The organism is Ralstonia sp. 22111, from assembly GCF_052045895.1.
GTDB classification, from domain to species: domain Bacteria; phylum Pseudomonadota; class Gammaproteobacteria; order Burkholderiales; family Burkholderiaceae; genus Ralstonia; species Ralstonia wenshanensis.
Genome location: NZ_JBQEPR010000001.1, coordinates 160,303 through 178,954 on the forward strand (window position 1 = coordinate 160,303; position 18,652 = coordinate 178,954).

At 65.6% G+C, this 18,652-nt stretch carries 16 protein-coding genes; 6 read left to right on the plus strand and 10 right to left on the minus strand.

The genetic code is table 11. The features are described from left to right. Positions 1-107 precede the first annotated feature (107 nt). The 9 genes from ACTJK4_RS00745 to gatC form a co-directional block, all read right to left on the minus strand. Positions 108-626, minus strand: coding sequence for a metal-dependent hydrolase (locus ACTJK4_RS00745; RefSeq protein WP_440077095.1), 519 nt, complete (start codon positions 624-626; stop codon positions 108-110). Positions 627-704: 78 nt separating this feature from the next. After that, the gene (locus ACTJK4_RS00750) at positions 705-1,898 is read right to left on the minus strand and encodes a class I SAM-dependent rRNA methyltransferase (RefSeq protein ID WP_440076498.1); all 1,194 of its coding nucleotides are present in this window, start codon (positions 1,896-1,898) and stop codon (positions 705-707) included. Between the two features lie 39 nt (positions 1,899-1,937). After that, a complete protein-coding gene (gene xerC / locus ACTJK4_RS00755) occupies positions 1,938-2,924 on the minus strand; it encodes a tyrosine recombinase XerC (RefSeq protein WP_440815314.1) in 987 nt (328 codons plus the stop codon). 14 nt (positions 2,925-2,938) lie between these two features. Further along, a complete protein-coding gene (locus ACTJK4_RS00760; protein WP_045205336.1) occupies positions 2,939-3,625 on the minus strand; it encodes a DUF484 family protein in 687 nt (228 codons plus the stop codon). 14 nt (positions 3,626-3,639) lie between these two features. Further along, positions 3,640-5,106, minus strand: coding sequence for an Asp-tRNA(Asn)/Glu-tRNA(Gln) amidotransferase subunit GatB (gene gatB / locus ACTJK4_RS00765; protein WP_343618649.1), 1,467 nt, complete (start codon positions 5,104-5,106; stop codon positions 3,640-3,642). 77 nt (positions 5,107-5,183) lie between these two features. Then, on the minus strand, positions 5,184-6,146 hold the full coding sequence (locus tag ACTJK4_RS00770) for a dienelactone hydrolase family protein (RefSeq protein ID WP_440815317.1): 963 nt from the start codon (positions 6,144-6,146) through the stop codon (positions 5,184-5,186). Then, complete coding sequence (locus tag ACTJK4_RS00775; RefSeq protein ID WP_440815320.1) at positions 6,146-6,628, minus strand: hypothetical protein; 483 nt, start codon at positions 6,626-6,628, stop codon at positions 6,146-6,148. Before ACTJK4_RS00775 ends, ACTJK4_RS00770 begins: the two co-directional genes overlap by 1 nt. A gap of 38 nt (positions 6,629-6,666) precedes the next feature. After that, positions 6,667-8,154, minus strand: coding sequence for an Asp-tRNA(Asn)/Glu-tRNA(Gln) amidotransferase subunit GatA (gatA, locus tag ACTJK4_RS00780; protein ID WP_440815323.1), 1,488 nt, complete (start codon positions 8,152-8,154; stop codon positions 6,667-6,669). Between the two features lie 87 nt (positions 8,155-8,241). Continuing rightward, positions 8,242-8,541, minus strand: a complete 300-nt coding sequence (gatC, locus tag ACTJK4_RS00785) for an Asp-tRNA(Asn)/Glu-tRNA(Gln) amidotransferase subunit GatC (RefSeq protein WP_004628291.1) — start codon at positions 8,539-8,541, stop codon at positions 8,242-8,244. Positions 8,542-9,032: 491 nt separating this feature from the next. Here gatC and ACTJK4_RS00790 point away from each other — a divergent pair, with 491 nt between their 5' ends. The 5 genes from ACTJK4_RS00790 (at position 9,033) to rodA (ending at position 15,496) form a co-directional block, all read left to right on the plus strand. Then, positions 9,033-10,076, plus strand: coding sequence for a rod shape-determining protein (locus ACTJK4_RS00790; RefSeq protein ID WP_004628293.1), 1,044 nt, complete (start codon positions 9,033-9,035; stop codon positions 10,074-10,076). A 233-nt stretch (positions 10,077-10,309) separates the two neighbouring features. Then, complete coding sequence (gene mreC, locus ACTJK4_RS00795) at positions 10,310-11,356, plus strand: rod shape-determining protein MreC (RefSeq protein WP_316880854.1); 1,047 nt, start codon at positions 10,310-10,312, stop codon at positions 11,354-11,356. Positions 11,357-11,372: 16 nt separating this feature from the next. Next, positions 11,373-11,885 (plus strand): rod shape-determining protein MreD, encoded by a 513-nt coding sequence (mreD, locus tag ACTJK4_RS00800; protein WP_015856079.1) that lies wholly within the window; start codon positions 11,373-11,375, stop codon positions 11,883-11,885. Between the two features lie 42 nt (positions 11,886-11,927). Further along, a complete protein-coding gene (gene mrdA / locus ACTJK4_RS00805; RefSeq protein ID WP_440815328.1) occupies positions 11,928-14,321 on the plus strand; it encodes a penicillin-binding protein 2 in 2,394 nt (797 codons plus the stop codon). 23 nt (positions 14,322-14,344) lie between these two features. Further along, on the plus strand, positions 14,345-15,496 hold the full coding sequence (gene rodA / locus ACTJK4_RS00810; protein ID WP_037031841.1) for a rod shape-determining protein RodA: 1,152 nt from the start codon (positions 14,345-14,347) through the stop codon (positions 15,494-15,496). A gap of 47 nt (positions 15,497-15,543) precedes the next feature. On the opposite strand, the gene ACTJK4_RS00815 is transcribed toward rodA, so the two are convergent. Continuing rightward, positions 15,544-17,232, minus strand: coding sequence for an AMP-binding protein (locus tag ACTJK4_RS00815; RefSeq protein ID WP_260803719.1), 1,689 nt, complete (start codon positions 17,230-17,232; stop codon positions 15,544-15,546). A 452-nt stretch (positions 17,233-17,684) separates the two neighbouring features. Between ACTJK4_RS00815 and ACTJK4_RS00820 the strand changes: the two genes are divergently transcribed. Continuing rightward, complete coding sequence (locus ACTJK4_RS00820) at positions 17,685-18,623, plus strand: LysR family transcriptional regulator (protein WP_232041563.1); 939 nt, start codon at positions 17,685-17,687, stop codon at positions 18,621-18,623. Positions 18,624-18,652 lie beyond the last annotated feature (29 nt).

Consider the following 18,652-nt stretch of genomic DNA (forward strand, 5'->3'; position numbering starts at 1 on the left):
CGCAACGCTTGCGCAAACGGAGTTGGATTCGGACGCGTGGCGTCCGGCGGTTCCAACTTAGTCGTTCGCGGGCCCGGCTTCCATCAGACAATGCCGAGCCGGCAGGCTCATCGCGCCAGGTGGGCGAACCAACCCACCACCCGCGTGGCCGTCGCCGCCCACAGCGGCCGCACCAGCCAGCATGCGGCGACCCACGCCAGCGTCACCACGATCAGGTCGCAGCGGCCGCTCTTCCACAAGTTCAGGGAATGGCGCCCCCAGATCCAGGGCACGCCCAGCGGATTGGGCCAGTCCGCCAGCAGATGCATCAGCCCGCCACAGGCGAAGCCGAACAGCAGCGGCGCCCACAGGTGCGCATGGCCCAACGCGTGATACGACAGCACAAGCACCGCGATCCAGCCAATGCCCCAATGGGTGGCGGTGCGGTGCGTGATCCAGAGGCGGCGCGCACGGGTCCACCAGGCCACCTCCATCCAGTCAGGCGCGGTGCTGCCCGCAACCGCCGCGCAAAACGCCAGGAGGCTGCCAAGATGTTCGAGAGACGTATGGGAAGCCTGTGCGACGGCGGCGGCGGCAATCAGACCGGCCGCCCAGCCCGTCGCGTGATGGGCTGCATTGGATGCCATCGACGTGATGCGGAAAACGAAGGACCGCATCTTCGCAATGCAGGCTTGCCGGGACAAGCCAAAAATTGCGACAAATTGCTAGCCGACTTGCAGCAGCAGGCCCTTGAGGTATTCGCCTTCCGGAAAGCTCGTCAGCAGCGGGTGATCCAAGCCGCCGGCCAGCCTGCGTTGGATGCGCGCCGTCACTTTGGCATCGGCCGCCGCACCCGCGACGATCTTCTGGAACAAGTCGGAGTCGATCGCGCCCGAGCACGAATACGTGAACAGCAGGCCGCCCGGGCGCAGCAACTGCATGCCGACCAGGTTGATCTCCTTGTATGCCCGCGCCGCGCGATCGACCTGCTGCGCCGACGCCGCAAACTTGGGCGGATCCAGCACGATCAGGTCAAACTGGCGGCCTTCTGCGCGGAAGTTGCGCAGCGACTTGAAGACGTCCGCATCCAACCACTCGGCGCGCGCCGGATCGAAGCCATTGAGCGTGACGTTGCGCTCAGCCACCGCCAGCGCCTCGCCCGACGAGTCGATCGACACCACCGAACGCGCCCCGCCCTTGAGCGCCGCCAGCGAAAACCCGCCCGTATAGCAGAAGCAGTTCAGCACATCGCGATCGCGCGCCAAGGCGCCGACCAGCGCGCGGTTGTCGCGCTGATCGATGTAGAAGCCCGTCTTGTGGCCTTCACGCACATCCACGTAATAACGCACGCCGTGCTCGGTAGCAGACAGGTCTGCAGCAGGCTCGGCGCCGGCCAGCACACCGGTCATCTGCTCCAGGCCTTCGCGCTCGCGCACGCTCACGTCGGAGCGTTCGTAGACGTTCGGGCAGCCCGTCTCTTTGATCAGCGCGGCGACGATCGCCTGCTTCCAGTGCTCCACGCCCGCGGCGCTGAACTGGCAGACGAGCTGGCCCGCGTCCCCGGTGCCGTAATGGTCGACGATCAGGCCGGGCAGGCCGTCGGCTTCGCCCATGACGAGGCGCACGGCGTCGGTGTCGTGCACCCACGCGCGGCGGTACGCCACGGCGGCGGCAATGCGGCGTTTGAAGAACGCGTGGTCGACGGGCTCGGCTTCATCAAAGCTCCACGCGCGCGCGCGAATCTGCGAGACGGGGCTGAACGCGGCGCGCGCCAGAAACTGGCCATTGTGTGCGCGCACAATGACGGTCGCGCCGGAGGCCGGCTTGCCCTCCACGCGATCGATGGCGTTGGCGAAAATCCACGGGTGCCGGCGCAGCAGCGAGCGCTCCTTGCCGGGCTTCAGAATCAGGGTTTGCATACGACTGGGGATGGGGCGCCCGAGGGCTCGGACAATGCGCTACTTCTTTTTTGCGCGGGGATGCGCCTGATCGTAGATCTTGGCCAGGTGCTGAAAATCGAGCGAAGTATAAACCTGCGTGCTGGCGATGCTGGCGTGGCCGAGCAGTTCCTGCACCGCGCGCAGATCACCGGAGGACTGCAGCATGTGCGTAGCAAACGAATGCCGCAGCACGTGCGGATGCACATCCGCCGGCACACCTGCGGCAATGGCGTTGCGCTTCATGCGCAATTGAATCTGCCGCTGCGCCAGCCGCTTGCCGCGTGGGGAGAGAAACAGCGCGTGCGCGTCTTCGGGTGCCGCGTCGGGCTTGGCCAGTTGCTCGCGCACCGCGAGCCATGCGGCCAGCGCCTCGGCCGCCTTGGTGCCCACCGGCACGGTGCGCCGCTTGCTGCCCTTGCCGAGCACCTGTACCTCGCGCGCCTCCAGATCGAGCCAGCTCAAAGATTCATACGCGCCGGCCTTCACGTGGCGCATATCCAGGCTGACGAGTTCGGAGAGCCGCAGTCCGCACGAATAGAACAGCTCGTTGACGGCACGGTCGCGGACGGTTTCGGCATCGTCGCCGGGCAGTTGCTCCATCAGCGCGACAGCTTGCTCGACGGACAACGCTTTCGGCAACCGCTTCGGGCTCTTCGGCGCGCGCACACCGTCGACGGGATTGGCGGTGACGGCGGCATCGCGCAGCGCCATCCATTTGAACCAGCCGCGCCACGCCGACAGCGCCCGCGCAATGCTGCGGCCGGACAAACCGTCGCCATGCAGTTGCGCCATCATGCGGCGGATATGGTGCGACTGCAGTTGCGTGAGATCGACGTTGGCAGCGTGCTGCGCGCCCAGGCGCTGCAGCACGGCCAGCTCGCGGGTGTAGCTCTCGAGCGTGTGCGGCGAGAGCTGCCGCTCGAACTTCAGTGCGTCAAGGTACGCCGCAATCTGCGGATGCGGCGGCTGAGCGCCAGACTCATCGGCGGATGCAGATTGCGGCATGCGGTGGGCTGCGCTCAGTCGCGCAGGCGGTTGAGCGTGGCAGCGGCCAGTTCGCCGATCTGCGCGAGGTAGGTCGTGCCCATGCCGTCATGGAAGCGGCGGGCGTCCGGCGAGCCGAGCACCAGCAGGCCGAATGCCGGCGCAGCGCTGGCATCGGCATCGCCCCGCACCGGCACGCGCAGGGTCACAATCGCGAGCGATTCGATGGGCTCGCCGCTGTCCGACGTATCCAACCAGCCGGCGGCTTCAAAACCCGCATTGGCGCCGCAATACGGCGCACGCAGGCCCGCAGCAAACAGGCGCACTTCCTCGCTCACACCCTGCGCAACTTCCAGGTGCGCGAATTCTTCGCCGACCTGCCACACGCGCAGCGCCACAGCCGGCACGTCGAAGATTTCCCGCAGGCCATCCTGCACGGCATACGGCAGCGCATGCGTGTCGGCCTCGCCCAGCAGGCGCGTCGTCCACGCGTGCACGCGCTGCTGCGTGCGGTCGTTCTCGTTGCCGTGGCGCATCAGGTCCGACAGCTTGAGCTCGAGGTGCTTGTTCTTGTCGCGCAGGATTTCCATCTGGCGCTCCTGCAGCGACACGGCGCGGTGGCTGTGCGGGCTGGTGAGCTGGATGGCGGCCAGCAGCTCGGCGTGCTCTTCAAAGAAGGCCGGATGCGCCTGCAGGTAGTTGGCGACGTCTTGTGCGTTCATCGTGGAGGTGCTCATCAGGCTGCGCCGAGTTTCTTCTTCAGCAGTTCGTTGACTTGTGCGGGGTTGGCCTTGCCGCGCGTGGCCTTCATGGCCTGACCCACCAGCGCGTTGAATGCCTTCTCCTTGCCGGCGCGGAATTCCTCGACCGACTTGGCGTTGGCCGCCAGCACGTCGTCGATGATCTTCTCCAGCTCGCCCGAATCGGACATCTGCTTCAGGCCCTTCTCGGCGATGATCGCGTCGGCATCGCCGCCGTGTTCGCCGGCCCACATGGCGGGGAAGACGTCCTTCTTGGCGGTGTTGTTGCTGATCGTGCCGTCGGCAATGCGGGCGAGCAGCTTGGCCAGTTGCGCAGGCTTGACCGGTGCGGCGTCGATGTCCAGGTCGGCGCGGTTCAGGTTCGAGGCGACCTCGCCCATGATCCAGTTGGCCGCAGCCTTGGCATTCGCGGCGCCAGCATCGGCCACAACGGCTTCGAAATACGCAGCCGTCGCCTTGGTGGCGGTGAGGATGCTCGCGTCGTACTTCGGCAGGCCGTAGGCCGACTCGAAGCGTGCGGCCATGGCGGCCGGCAGCTCGGGCAACGTGGCGCGCACACGCTCGATCCAGTCGTCGCCGATGACGAGCGGCAGCAGGTCGGGGTCGGGGAAGTAGCGGTAATCCTGCGCGTCTTCCTTGCTGCGCATCGAGCGCGTTTCTTTGCGGTCCGGATCGTACAGGCGGGTTTCCTGCACCACGGTACCGCCGTCTTCGATCAGCTCGATCTGGCGGCGCACTTCGTAGTTGATCGCCTCTTCCAGGAAGCGGAACGAGTTGAGGTTCTTGATTTCGCAGCGCGTGCCGAACGGCGCATCCGGGCCCGGGCGCACCGACACGTTCGCGTCGCAACGGAAGCTGCCTTCCTGCATGTTGCCGTCGCAAATGCCCAGCCACATCACCAGCGCGTGCAGGGCCTTGGCATAGGCCACGGCTTCGGCCGCACTGCGCATGTCGGGCTCGGTCACGATTTCCAGCAGCGGTGTGCCGGCGCGGTTCAGGTCGATGCCCGTCATGCCGGCAAAGTCCTCGTGCAGCGATTTGCCCGCATCTTCTTCCAGGTGCGCACGCGTGAGCTGCACGGTCTTCTCATACCCGGGCTGGCCGTTCTTGCCTTCCACCTGGATGGTCAGCGTGCCGCCCTGCACCACCGGGATCTCGTATTGGCTGATCTGGTAGCCCTTGGGCAGATCGGGGTAGAAGTAATTCTTCCGCGCGAAGATGCTCTTGGGCGCAATCTTGGCACCGATGGCCAGGCCGAACACGATGGCGCGCTCAACGGCGCCCTTGTTCAGCACCGGGAGCACGCCCGGCAGCGCCAGGTCAACCGGCGCCGCTTGCGTGTTGGGCGCCGCGCCAAAGGCGGTGGACGCGCCGGAGAAAATCTTCGAGACCGTCGAGAGCTGCGTGTGCGTCTCGAGGCCGATCACCACTTCCCATTGCATGTTGCGTGTGTCCTGTCGATTGTTGTGGTGTGAATGTCTAGGTACTCAGGTGTTCAGGTGTTCTTGCGTCGCTGCGATCAGGGGTGCGGCGCATCGAGCCACGCCGCGAGTTTGGCAAAGGCCGCTTCGCGCGCTGCCGGATCGCCGCCGACCGTGACCGTTCCGTAGCGACGCCCCTTCGGGATGCCATTGCGCTCCTTGACTGCAGCCGTGCCGTCAAAGCCGTGATACGCGCCGCCAAACATGTCCAACTCGAAACGCGCCTGCGGCTGGCGCGCCAGTACGGCGGTCTGGAGCGCCTGGCAGTGATCAACCGGGGTCCAGTCATCGTTGCCGCCGGCCAGCAGCAGCAACGGCGCGTTCAGCCGATAGTCGGGCCGCTTCTGTGCCGACGCACAGCCCGGATAGAACGCCACTGCGCGGTTGACCGCGGGCGTATCGACGGGCCAGGCGCGGCTGGCATCCACCGCCTCCAGCACAGCCTGCGCGCCGTTGGACCAGCCGAGCAGCACGATGCGGTTCGCATCCACGCCCGGCTGCGCCGCCACCCAGCGCATCGTCGCCAGCACGTCGGCGCGGCGCATCGCGCCGTTGATATCGCGCGTGGCGGTGCGCTCGGTGCAGATGCCGTGCGGCTTGCCGCGCGGGCCGAAACTGTCGGGAAACACCACCGCGTAACCACGCGCGCCCAGCCACTGCGCATACCCCCGATACCGCGAGCCCAGCGCTTTCGCATCGGCCCCGACCTGCGTATAGAGGCCACTGCAGCCGTGCAGCGCGATCACCACCGGTGCGCCGGTCGCCGGTGCCTTGACGGGCGATGCGACCCAATAGGCGGTCAGCGTTTGCGGCGCATCCTCGGCGTCTTTCACAGACGCACGCGGAATCTCCACCGTCTGCACGCCCAGCTCCGCCGACGACGGCGCGCGTGCAGCCGGCATATCCGGCAGGGCGCCTTCGGCGTCCGGCGTCGGTTGCGCGACGGCGTGCAGCGCCAGCGCGCCGGCCAACGCCACCAGCAAACGAAGCGATACGCGCATCACCGGGCATTCCGGGCGCATTGGCCCGTTTTCGGGTCGAACATCACCGGCCAGGCTTCGTCATAGATGCCGGGCGTGCAATGCGCTTCGCAATTGGCGTGTGCCAACGTGACGCGGCGCGGGTCCTGCCAGACCATCAGCGTGCAATTACCGTAGCGCTCGCGCAGCTCGATGCTGGGGCGGCGCTTGGTCTGCTGGAACGTCGACAGGTCGAACTGACACGAACCGCGCCGGCCGACCCACAACTGCCATTGCATGGCGTTGACGTTGTTGTCGGCCACGGTGAGCGTCGCCTGCTCGCGGAAACCGTCTTCTTCGGTCTGGCTGCAGTAGCCGTTGATGTCGATGCGTCGGTCGGAGATCGGCGGCGGCTTCGACGGACGGCTGATGCCCGGAATCGACGTCAGCGGAATCGGCACGCACGCCGCCAGCAGGCCGGCGGCAAGCGCCAGCCCGAGTGCAGTGCGGATGCGGTGGTTCATGCGTGCCTCCTGCGTGGAGCGATACGTCTGTACGGGCCTCAGGCCGCCGGCTGGCGGTTGTGCCAGTCGGTCGCCTGCTGGAATGCATGCGCGATCTGCAGCATGCGTGCCTCTTCAAAATAGTTGCCGATGATCTGCAAGCCAACCGGCAGACCGTTGGCGCCAAAGCCCGCCGGCACGCTCATGCCCGGCAGGCCTGCCAGGCTGGTCGACAGCGTGAAGATGTCTTCCAGGTACATCTGCACCGGATCATCGCTCTTCTCGCCGATCTTCCAGGCAACGGTCGGGGCGACGGGGCCCATGATCACGTCGCACTGCGCGAATGCGTTCTGGAAATCCTGCGCGATGATGCGGCGGATCTTCTGCGCCTGGAGGTAATACGCGTCGTAATACCCGTGGGACAGCACATACGTGCCCACCAGGATGCGGCGCTTGACCTCCCAGCCGAAGCCTTCGGCGCGGGACTTGCGGTACATGTCGGCCAGATCGCGGTATTCCGCCGCGCGGTGGCCGTAACGCACACCGTCAAAGCGCGACAGGTTGGACGATGCCTCGGCCGGGGCGATCACGTAATACGTCGGAATCGACAGCTCGGTCTTGGGCAGGCTGATGTCGACCAGCGTGGCGCCGAGCTTTTCCAGCTCAGCCAGCGCGGCGCGTACCGTGGTGCGCACGTCATCGGCCAGCCCTTCGCCGAAATACTCCTTGGGCAGACCGATACGCAGTCCGGCCAGCGGGCGCGCGGCATCGGCGCCTTGCAGCGGCTGGCCGAGCAGGCGGCTGAAATCTTCCACGTCGCCACCGCGGCCGGGTTCCAGGCTCGTGGAATCGCGCGGGTCAAAGCCGGCCATGGCAGACAGCAGCAGCGCGCAATCTTCGGCTGTGCGGGCCATCGGGCCGCCCTGGTCCAGCGACGAGGCGAAAGCAATCATGCCGTAGCGCGACACGCGGCCGTACGTCGGCTTGATCCCCGTAATGCCCGAGAACGATGCCGGCTGGCGGATCGAACCGCCCGTGTCCGTCCCCGTTGCAGCGGGCGCCAGATCGGCTGCCACCGCCGCCGCCGAGCCGCCCGACGAACCGCCCGGCACGTGCTCGACGTTCCAGGGGTTCTTGACCGCGCCGAAGGCCGAGTTCTCATTGGACGAACCCATGGCGAATTCGTCCATGTTGGTCTTGCCCAGCGTCACCATGCCAGCCGCGCCCAGGCGTTCGACCACGGTGGCGTCAAACGGGCTGGTGTAATTGCCGAGCATCTTGGAGCCCGCCGTGGCACGCCAGCCGCGGGTGACGAAGACGTCCTTGTGCGCGATCGGCACGCCGGTCAGCGGCGCCGCGTTGCCAGCCGCGATGCGTGCATCGGCGGCCCGCGCCTGGGCAAGCGTCGCCTCGGCGTCGACATGGGTAAAGGCGTTGAGGTGCGCCCCGGCCTCGATGCGCGACAGGTAGTGGCGCGCCAGTTCTTCCGCCGAAACCTCCTTGGCGGCGAGTTGGGCGGACAGGGCTTTGATCGTGGATGCGGTCATCGAATACGTTCGGATGGGCTGCCGGCAAGCGCCGGCGACGTCGAATGGAGAGGGCTCAAGACGGGCGCAGGGCGCTGTTTGCCCGGGTTACTCGATCACCTTGGGCACGAGGTACAGGCCGGCCTCGGTGGCCGGCGCGCATTGCTGGTAGTCGGCGCGGCGGTCGGCTTCGGTGACGGCGTCGTCGCGCAGACGCTGGGCTTGCGCCTGGACCTGCTCGATGGGGTGGGCCATCGGCTCAATGCCGGTGGTGTCCACGGCCTGCATCTGCTCGACCAGCGAGAAAAACTGGTTGAGCTGGGTGAGGGTCTGGGCCGCCTCGCCTTCGGAGACTTCGATACGGGCGAGATGGGCGATGCGTTTGACGTCGGAGAGTTCGAGTGCCATCGGAGTGGGTCAGTGAGTGCAGCGGCGGGCGGGCAACGTACGGCAAGCGACGGCTACTGCGCGCAAAGTCCGCTCAGGTTGGGCTTTGACAGCGCCGATTTGCCGCAATTTTGGCGCCAAACGCCCGCGAAACCGTCGAATTATAAGGTATGATTGCCGACTAAATTTCTAAGTCAGCAGGCGACTTCGTGCAGTCACGGACCCTCTGATTAAGTACCCCGGGAACCTCCCGGCAGTCGCGCCGTCAGCATCAGGCGACACTTAATCAAAGGTTCCTTGGGGGCCCCCTCTCCGGGCGGCCCAGCCTCGGCAGGATGGCCAGTGCCACGGCACCCCACCGCCGATCACCACGGAGCCCGCGACATTCCCGGGAGCGCAGTAGCAGGATCGGACCGCATGGCATGCCCTTGCGGCGTCCGCGCGTTGGTGCAGCCGTTGCACCGCAATCCTGCTGCTGGGCCGCCCATGACTCGAAAAACAGGATTCATTCGATGTTCGGCTTTTTGCGCAGCTATTTCTCCAACGATCTCGCGATCGACCTCGGCACCGCCAACACCCTGATCTACGTCCGCGACAAGGGCATCGTCCTTGACGAGCCGTCGGTGGTGGCCATTCGCCAGGAAGGCGGCCCGAACGCCAAGAAAACCATCCAGGCCGTCGGTAAGGAAGCCAAGCAGATGCTGGGCAAGGTGCCGGGCAATATCGAGGCGATCCGCCCGATGAAAGACGGCGTGATCGCCGACTTCACCGTCACCGAGCAGATGCTCAAGCAGTTCATCAAGATGGTGCACGACACCAAGCTGCTGCGCCCGAGCCCGCGCATCATCATCTGCGTGCCGTGCGGTTCGACCCAGGTCGAGCGCCGCGCCATCCGCGAATCGGCGCTCGGCGCCGGCGCGTCGCAGGTGTACCTGATTGAAGAGCCGATGGCTGCCGCGATTGGCGCCGGCCTGCCGGTGTCGGAGCCGTCGGGTTCGATGGTGGTGGACATTGGCGGCGGCACCACCGAGGTGGGCATCATCTCGCTGGGCGGCATGGTCTACAAGGGCAGCGTGCGCGTGGGCGGCGACAAGTTCGACGAGGCTATCGTCAACTACATCCGCCGCAACTACGGCATGCTGATCGGCGAACAGACCGCCGAAGCCATCAAGAAGGAAATCGGCTCCGCCTTCCCGGGTTCGGAAGTGCGTGAGATGGAAGTGAAGGGCCGTAACCTGTCGGAAGGCATTCCGCGTGCCTTCACGGTGTCGTCCAACGAAATCCTGGAAGCGCTGACGGATCCGCTGAACCAGATTGTCTCGTCGGTGAAGATCGCGCTGGAACAAACCCCGCCGGAACTCGGTGCCGACATTGCCGAGCGCGGCATGATGCTCACCGGCGGCGGCGCGCTGCTGCGCGACCTCGACCGCCTGCTGGCCGAAGAAACCGGACTGCCGGTGCTGGTGGCCGAAGACCCGCTGACCTGCGTGGTGCGCGGCTCCGGCATGGCGCTCGAACGCATGGACAAGCTCGGCAGCATCTTCTCGTACGAATAACGGGACCATGCGCCACGCCGCTCCGCGTTCCGCTGTTGCGACCGATTTCGTGACTGCTGTTGTGGTCACGCCAGCCGCCTTCGCGGACCGCTGAGATGCGTCTCGCGCCGGTGCGCCGTGCTCCGCCCGCCAAGGGCTTGGGCACCGCACCAGCGCCACACCCAATCTGTTGCCGGCAGGCCGTTGACGTTGACCGTCACGCGTCTGCCGTGCCCATTTGAAGCGTCCGGGTCATGGATTATTCCCCGCCGCCCCTCTTCAAGCAGGGCCCGTCCGCCACCGCACGGCTGGTTGCTTTGCTCGCGCTCGCGCTCGCGTTGCTGGTGATCGATGCCCGCATGTCCGTGCTGGGCGTGGTCCGGCAAGTCGTGTCGGTGATCCTGTATCCGGTCGAGCGCTTGGTGCTGATTCCACGCGATACGGTACGCGCCGCGCTCGAATACACGCAATCGTCCACCAAGCTGGCGGTTGATAACCGCAACCTGCGCGAATCGGCGGTTGCACAGGCGCAGCAATCGCTGCGCGCCTCGCAGCTCGAAGCCGAAAACCGCAACTTGCGCACGCTGCTCAATCTGAAGCAACACGCGGCGGTGCCCACGGTGCCGGCGGAAGTCCTCTACGAAGCACGTGACCCTTATACGCAGCGCATCGTGATCGATCGCGGCTCCAAGGACGGCGTGCGCGCGGGCTACCCGGTCATCGATGACCGCGGCGTGGTCGGCCAGGTGACGCGCGTGTCGCTGTTTGAATCGCAAGTCACGCTGCTGACCGACAAGGACCAGGCGATTCCCGTGGAGGTTGTGCGCAACGGCCTGCGCAGCGTGGCCTTCGGCGGTGCCCGGCCGGGGGCGCTGGACCTGCGCTTCATGGCGGCCTCAGCCGATCTGCAACAGGGCGACCTGCTGGTCACGTCGGGGTTGGACGGCGTCTATCCGGCTGGCCTGCCGGTGGCCCGCATTTCGCAAATCGAGCGCAAGGCCGACACCGCGTTCTCGCGGGTCGTCTGCGAACCGGTGGCCGGCATCCGCAGCAACCGGCACCTGCTGATCGTGAAGTACGAATCGGGCTTCCCGCCGCCGACGGACCTGTCGCCCGCGCCGGTGCCCAAGGGCAAGAACGCTGCCCGCGACGCACGCGAAGAGAAGGACCGCGCCGCACGCGCTGCCGCCGAGGCCAATGTGCCGGCCCCCACGCCCGCAGCTGAAGAAAACACTCCGCCGCCGCGCCCGACCGACGCCGACGGCAATCCGCTGGACACCGATTCAGCGCAAAAACGCTGAAGCGAGGCCATCGATCATGAACTCGCCCCAATACCTGCTGCGCCCGGTCAACCCCGGCTTCATCGCTTTCAGCTTCGTGCTGGCATTCCTGTTCAACCTGATGCCGTGGGGCCACATGCAGTGGATTCCCGATCTGGTGGCGCTGGTGCTGGTGTTCTGGAACATCCACCAGCCGCGCCGCGTGGGCATGGTGGTGGCCTTCCTGCTGGGTCTGTTGATGGACGTGCACGAAGCGCGTCTGCTTGGCGAACACGCGATGGCCTACACGATGCTGTCGTACTTCGCGATCACGATTCACCGGCGCGTGCTGTGGTTTTCGGTGCTGTCGCAGGCGCTGCATGTGTTGCCGCTGCTGGTGCTGGCGCATGCGGTACCGATCGTCATCCGCCTGCTGATGGGCGCGCACCTGCCGGACTGGCAGGTCATCTTGCCTCCGCTGATCGAAGCCGCCCTGTGGCCGTTCGCCAACGCGTTCCTGCTGGCGCCGCAGCGTCGCCCGGAGAGCGTCGATGAAACTCGGCCCATCTGAGGTGGCCGATCTGATGCACCCCGCCGTTAGCGTTTACCTGGCATGACCGAAATCCGCAACGTCGAACAGGAGCTGTCGCGCTTCCGCCTGCGGCTGGCGGCGGCCGCCCTTTTCGTGCTCGTCTGCTTCGGGCTGCTGCTGGCGCGCTTCTTCTGGCTGCAGGAGGTTAAGCACGAGCAGTATTCCGCCAAGGCTGAAGACAACCGCATCTCGGTCGCGCCGATCGAGCCCAATCGCGGCATCATCATGGACCGCAACGGCGTGGTGCTGGCGCGCAACTATTCGGCGTACACGCTCGAGATCACGCCGTCCAAGCTGCAGGACACGCTGGACAACACGATCGACCAGCTTGCCCAGTTGGTCGATATCCAGCCGCGCGACCGCCGCCGCTTCAAGCGCCTGATGGAAGATGCGCGCAGCTTCGAAAGCCTGCCGATCCGTAGTCAGCTGACCGATCAAGAAGTGGCACGCTTCTCGGCGCAGCGCTTCCGCTTTCCGGGCGTGGACGTGCATGCGCGACTGTTCCGCCAATACCCGCTGGGCGAATCGGCGTCGCACGTGATCGGCTACATCGGCCGGATTTCCGAGCGCGACCTGGACCGCATCGACAACATGAGCGATGCCAACAGCCAGCCCGGCGTGGCGTACGACCCGCGCAAGGATTCCAACAACTACAGCGGCACGGAATACATCGGCAAGGTCGGCATCGAGCAGAGCTACGAAACCGAGCTGCACGGCCTGACGGGTTACGAAGAGGTGGAAGTGAGCGCGGGCGGCCGGCCCATCCGTACGCTGTCGACCTCGCAGGCAACGCCGGGCAACAACCTGATCCTGTCGCTCGACATCAACCTGCAGCGGCTCGCCGAGCAACTTTTCGGCAACCGCCGGGGCGCACTGGTGGCGATCGAGCCGGAGACAGGCGACATCCTCGCGTTCGTCTCCAAGCCGACGTTCGATCCGAACCTGTTTATTGAAGGCATCGACAGCGCGACCTGGAACGAGCTGAACAACTCGCCGGACAAGCCGCTGCTGAACCGCCCGCTGCGCGGCACCTATCCGCCCGGCTCGACGTACAAGCCGTTCATGGCACTGGGCGCGCTCGAGCTTGGCAAGCGCACGCCGCAGTGGGGCATGGCCGATCCGGGCTCATTCACGCTCGGCAACCACACCTTCCGCGACGACGTGCCGGGCGGGCACGGCTGGGTCGACATGTACCGCTCCATCGTGATGTCGTGCGACACGTATTACTACCGGCTCGCCAACGACATGGGGGTCAATGCCATCCACGATTTCATGAAGCCGTTCGGCTTCGGGCAGGTCACGGGCATCGACATCGAAGGCGAGCGCACCGGCATCCTGCCGTCTACCGACTGGAAGCGCAAAGCCTACAAGCGCCCCGAACAGCAGAAGTGGTACGACGGCGAAACCATCTCGTTGGGCATCGGTCAGGGCTACAACAACTTCACCATCCTGCAGCTCGCGCATGCGATATCGACGCTGGCCAACAACGGTGTGGTGATGAAGCCCCACCTGGTGAAGGCGGTCGAAGATTCGCTGTCCAAGTCGCGCTCGCTGACCGTGCCGACCGAGAGCTACCGGATTCCGCTCAAGCAGGCGAACATCGACGTGATCAAGCGCGCCATGGTGGGCGTGAACCAGGCCGGCACGGCGGCCAAGGCGTTCATCGGGGCGCAGTATGTGTCGGCGGGCAAGACGGGGACGGCGCAGGTGTACTCGCTGGGCAAGAACGAAAAGTACAACCACCACGCGATTCCCGAAAACAAGCGCGATCACGCACTGTTCGAAGCGTTCGCACCGGCAGATCATCCTAAGATCGCGCTGGCAGTCATCGTGGAGAACGCCGGCTTTGGCGCCACGTCAGCCGCGCCAATTGCGCGTGCAGTCATGGACTATTACCTGACGGGCAAGTGGCCCGCGGAGCTGGCCGCCACCGCGCCCAAGCCGCAGCAGCAACCGCCGGTGGATACGCCGAGTGTGTTCTCGACCGGCAAGACGGCCACCATCGCCAGCGCGACGGCTGCGCCACAGGTGGCTGTAGAGGCGGCGTCCGGCGTGGCTGCCGCTTCGGGCGTGGCAGCCCCCGCCGCCAGTGCTGTGGCGGCCGCTTCTGCGCCGGCGGCGGCGGGCGGCACGCGCAGTGCGCCGCCGCTGTCGCCGGACTTGGTGGCGCCGGCCCTGCGCGAAGCCGGCACCAGCGCCGAAGCCGTCGCCCCCGCTACGCTCGACGCCCAGGTACTGCAAGCGCTGTCGCATGCGCAACCGGCACCCGAACTGCCACCGCGCGGACGTGGCAACGCTGCCGCACCGGCGGCGGCCCCGGCGACCACGCCAAAGGGCGCGAAGGACGCCAAGCCGGGCAACAAGCCGGCGCCGAAGCCCGCGCAGAAACCGGCCTCCAAGCCGGCCGCGCCCTGATATTTGCGCTTGAGGATCTCGCCATGGACAAACTGGACAAGCGCCGCATATTCAACATCATCAAGTCGCTCTTCACCGGCTTCGATGGGCCGCTGGCACTGATCGTCTTCTTGCTGCTCGGCACAGGATTGGTCGCGCTGTATTCGGCCGCCATCGACATGCCGGGCCGGGTGGAAGATCAGGTCCGCAACATCCTCCTGTCATTCGTGCTGATGTGGATCATCGCCAACTTGCCGCAGCAAACGCTGATGCGCTTTGCGGTACCGCTCTACACCGTCGGCGTGGCGCTGTTGATTGGCGTGGCGGCGTTCGGGCTGATCCGCAAGGGCGCCCGGCGGTGGCTCAATATCGGCGTGGTGGTACAGCCCTCCGAGATCATGAAGATCGCCATGCCGCTCATGCTGGCGTGGTACTTCCAGAAGCGCGAGGGCGTGATCCACTGGTACGACTATCTGGCGGCAGCCTTGCTGCTGCTGATTCCCGTGGGGTTGATTGCCAAGCAGCCGGACCTGGGCACCGCGCTGCTGGTGTTGGCGGCCGGCATCTACGTGATCTACTTTGCCGGTCTGTCGTGGCGGCTGATCGTGCCGGTTCTGGTGATTGCAGTCACCGCGATCACGCTTGTGGTGTCGTTCGAATCGCGCATCTGCGCCCCGGGCGTGAACTGGCCGATCCTGCACGACTACCAGCAACACCGTGTGTGTACGCTGCTCGACCCGACCACCGACCCGCTCGGCAAGGGCTTCCACACCATCCAGTCGATCATTGCCATCGGCTCGGGCGGCGTGACGGGCAAGGGATGGCTGAAGGGCACGCAAACCCACCTGGAGTTCATTCCCGAGAAGCACACCGATTTCATCTTTGCGGTGTATTCGGAGGAGTTCGGGCTGGTCGGCAACGGTGTGCTGCTGTTCCTGTATCTGCTGCTGATCTTGCGTGGGCTCTTCATTGCCGCCAATGCGGGCACGCTGTTCGGGCGCCTGCTGGCGGGGTCGATCACGCTCATCTTCTTCACCTACGCCTTCGTCAACATGGGCATGGTGAGCGGCATCCTGCCGGTGGTGGGTGTGCCGCTGCCACTCATCAGTTACGGGGGAACAGCGCTTGTCACGCTGGGCATGGGCATCGGCATCCTGATGAGCATTGCCCGACAGAAACGCTTCGTGCAGACCTGACACCTGACAAACGAAACGGCCGCCAGAATTTGGCGGCCGTTTTGCTTTCAGGCGGCGATGGCGTCTTCGCGCAGCAACCTTCGCAGCACCTTGCCCGTTGCGGTAGCGGGCAGCGCATCATGGAACTTCACGCGCCGCGGCACCTTGTACGGCGCCATGTTGTCGCGCGACCAGGCAATCAGCTCGGCTTCCGAGAGCGTTACACCGTTCATCGGCACCACGTGTGCGCACACGACTTCGCCTTTGTCGGGATCGGGAATGGGCGTCACGGCCACCTGACGAATGCCCGGGTGGCGCGACAGCAGCGCCTCGACCTCCTCCGGAAACACGCTGTAGCCCGACACCTTGATCATCTCCTTGATGCGGCCCTGCCACTGAAGGTAGCCGTCGGGCGAAACCTGGCCGATATCGCCGGTGCGCAGAAAGCCGTTGTGCAGGACGGCGCGCGTGGCCTCGTCGCGCTGCCAGTAGCCGCGGAACACGCCGGGGCTGCGGATGGTGATTTCGCCGGCCTGACCGGGCGGCAGTTCGGCGCCGGTATGCGGGTCGACGATGCGTACCTCAGTCTGCGGGACGATCTTGCCGTGCCAGCCCCATCGCGGGGCATCGGCAGGCGTGATGGCGTCGCAGGTGTGGGTTTCCGACAGGCCATAGGCGGCTTCATAGATGCGGCACTGCGGGCCGGCAAAGGCACGCCACCGGTCGGCAATGGCTTCGGTCAGCGTGACGCCGAAACTGGTGCACGGGTTGGCCACCAAGGATTCCATGCGGTACTGGGCCGCATCCGGATGCGCCATGACCGCCAGGTTCATCGGCGTCATGCTGTACCAGCGTGTCACGCGGTAGCGGTCAATCGCCTGCAGCACGGCCAGGGGATCGAACCGATAAAGCAGGATGGTCGTCGCGCCGGAATACAGCATCACGTTCATGCCCATCAGCATGCCGGCGATATGCGACAGCGGCGCCACCGCCAGCATCACATCCGAAGCGTGGATGCCGCTGACCTGCACCGTAACGGCGGTCTTGTACAGCGCGTTACGGTGCGTGAGCATGGCGCCCTTCGGGCGGCCGGTGGTGCCAGATGTGTAGACCATCAGCGCAACGTCGTCCAGGCTCACCTGGATGGCAGCCACGGCGTTGCGCTCGGCCACATCCACGGGCTCAGCCATCAGCTGCATCAGATCAAGTTGCGCGGCGCCCGGCTTGTTTTTGAGCGGCGGTGCAGACGAGGCATCGGCGGCAATCAGCTCGGGCGGCACGGCCAGCGCCTTGCGGCACGCCGGCTGCGCGGGCTGCAGATCGGCATAGCGCGTGGTGATGACGGTCGTGACCGACGTGCCCGGCCGCGCGGCGTCGACAATCGGCATCAGGTCGGCCGCCGCCACCAGAATCTTGGCGCCGCAATCGGCCAGTTGGTCACGCAGTTCGTGCTGACGCGACAGCGGCCCGCACGGTACGACGATGCCGCCCAGCTTGGCCGTGGCCAGATGGGTCACGATGGCTTGCGGACAGTTGTGCAGAAACAGCGCAACGCGATCGCCACGTGTCACGCCCAATCGCTGCAACTGCACCGCCAGCCGCGTGGACGCCTGATCCAGCTCGCGCCAGCAGATCGTGCGGCCATACCACAACAAGGCGATGCGCTCGGGTGTCTGCTGCGCATGGAGGGCGCAATACCGGTGCAGCGGCATCTCGCCCGCCAGATAGTTGACCGGTTCACGGTTATGGATGGTCATGTGGTGTCTCCTCGGCCGCCGGCATCGCGGGGCGACACATCGGCCGTGATGGCTGCCCTCGTTGCGGGGCGCTCATGCGGGTCAGGGTTCTCGGCATCCATTGTTCGAGTATGGCGAAGCCATCTGGCCACCGCCGTACCGATTTGCGCAAAACCGCGTTCCACCCATGATTTGGGTCAAACATGACCTCGCGCAAGACGAATCCCCCAAAAAAATCTACCGCTCGGTATAGAGTTTCGGCGCAAATCTGCTGTTGCGTCAATCGGTGAGAAGTCGGATACGCAGCCTGGCAATAAAACTTTGCAAGCACGACTGGAACGGCATCCTCACATGAGCGTGCACTCACATTCAAGGAACACCCCTAGGCAGTGAATTGCTTGTGCCACTATTAAACATTTGCTGTCACGACAGATTTGTTCTATTTTTGACAACAAATTATGTGAGAGGCTGGAATGGATCGTTTGCAGTCGATGCGGGTGTTTTCCAAGGTGGTGGAGCTTGGCAGCTTCGCCCGGGCGGCCCAGCATCTGTCGATGAGCAATGCCGTGGTCACGCGTTACGTGGCCGACCTTGAGGCGCATCTCGGCACGCGCCTGCTCAACCGCACCACGCGCAGCCTGTCGCTGACCGACGTGGGCGAAACCTACCTGCAGCGCTGTGCGCAGATCCTGCTCGACATTGACGAGGCGGAATCGCTGGCCACCTCGCGCAGCCAGGCGCTGGTCGGTGGTCTGCGCATCGTCGCCCCGGTCATGTTCGGACTGCACGTGCTGCCGATGCTGCTCGCACGCTTCCAGCAGCTCTATCCCGAAGTGACGTTTGACGTGGCGTTGTCCGATCGCCCGATCGACATCGTCGAGGATGGCCGCGACGTCGGCATCATGGTCTCGGAACTCGGCCTTGGTTCACACCTGGTGGCGCGCCGCATGATTTCCGCCGAGATGGTCATGGCGGCCACCCCGGCCTACCTCCGCCAGCACTCCACGCCGCAGCGCGCCGAAGATATTGCCGAGCACCGCGTCATTGCGATGTGGCACCCGCAACTGCGTCACGAGTGGGAGATGAGCACCGCCGATGGCCAGTCGATTTCGGTGCCGGTGCAGCCCTCGCTCGTCACCAGCAATGCCGAACTGATGCACCGCGCCGTGCTTGCCGACATGGGCATCGCGATACTGTCGTCGTACATGGCACGGCCGGACTTGGAGTCCGGACGCCTGGTGCGCGTGCTGCCGCAATACAAGCTGCCGCACCGGTCGCTGTCGCTGGTGTATCCGAGCCGCAAGTTCCTGCCGACGAAGGTACGCACGTTCATCGATTACATGCTGGCCCAGGCGATGGAGGTCAAGCACAACGAGGCGCGCGCCGGGCGCGGCCTGAGCGAAGCCGCATAAACCGAGCCGCACAGCCAAAGCAAAACGGG

Coding starts and splice junctions, on each gene's coding strand:
- ACTJK4_RS00750 (WP_440076498.1), bottom strand. CDS start 1,898: ATGCAAACCCTGATTCTGAAGCCCGGCAAGGAGCGCTCGCTGCTGCGC.
- ACTJK4_RS00770 (WP_440815317.1), bottom strand. CDS start 6,146: ATGCGCGTATCGCTTCGTTTGCTGGTGGCGTTGGCCGGCGCGCTGGCG.
- ACTJK4_RS00815 (WP_260803719.1), bottom strand. CDS start 17,232: ATGACCATCCATAACCGTGAACCGGTCAACTATCTGGCGGGCGAGATG.
- mreD (WP_015856079.1), top strand. CDS start 11,373: ATGAACTCGCCCCAATACCTGCTGCGCCCGGTCAACCCCGGCTTCATC.
- gatC (WP_004628291.1), bottom strand. CDS start 8,541: ATGGCACTCGAACTCTCCGACGTCAAACGCATCGCCCATCTCGCCCGT.
- mreC (WP_316880854.1), top strand. CDS start 10,310: ATGGATTATTCCCCGCCGCCCCTCTTCAAGCAGGGCCCGTCCGCCACC.
- xerC (WP_440815314.1), bottom strand. CDS start 2,924: ATGCCGCAATCTGCATCCGCCGATGAGTCTGGCGCTCAGCCGCCGCAT.
- ACTJK4_RS00745 (WP_440077095.1), bottom strand. CDS start 626: ATGGCATCCAATGCAGCCCATCACGCGACGGGCTGGGCGGCCGGTCTG.
- rodA (WP_037031841.1), top strand. CDS start 14,345: ATGGACAAACTGGACAAGCGCCGCATATTCAACATCATCAAGTCGCTC.
- ACTJK4_RS00820 (WP_232041563.1), top strand. CDS start 17,685: ATGGATCGTTTGCAGTCGATGCGGGTGTTTTCCAAGGTGGTGGAGCTT.
- ACTJK4_RS00760 (WP_045205336.1), bottom strand. CDS start 3,625: ATGAACGCACAAGACGTCGCCAACTACCTGCAGGCGCATCCGGCCTTC.
- gatB (WP_343618649.1), bottom strand. CDS start 5,106: ATGCAATGGGAAGTGGTGATCGGCCTCGAGACGCACACGCAGCTCTCG.
- mrdA (WP_440815328.1), top strand. CDS start 11,928: ATGACCGAAATCCGCAACGTCGAACAGGAGCTGTCGCGCTTCCGCCTG.
- gatA (WP_440815323.1), bottom strand. CDS start 8,154: ATGACCGCATCCACGATCAAAGCCCTGTCCGCCCAACTCGCCGCCAAG.
- ACTJK4_RS00790 (WP_004628293.1), top strand. CDS start 9,033: ATGTTCGGCTTTTTGCGCAGCTATTTCTCCAACGATCTCGCGATCGAC.
- ACTJK4_RS00775 (WP_440815320.1), bottom strand. CDS start 6,628: ATGAACCACCGCATCCGCACTGCACTCGGGCTGGCGCTTGCCGCCGGC.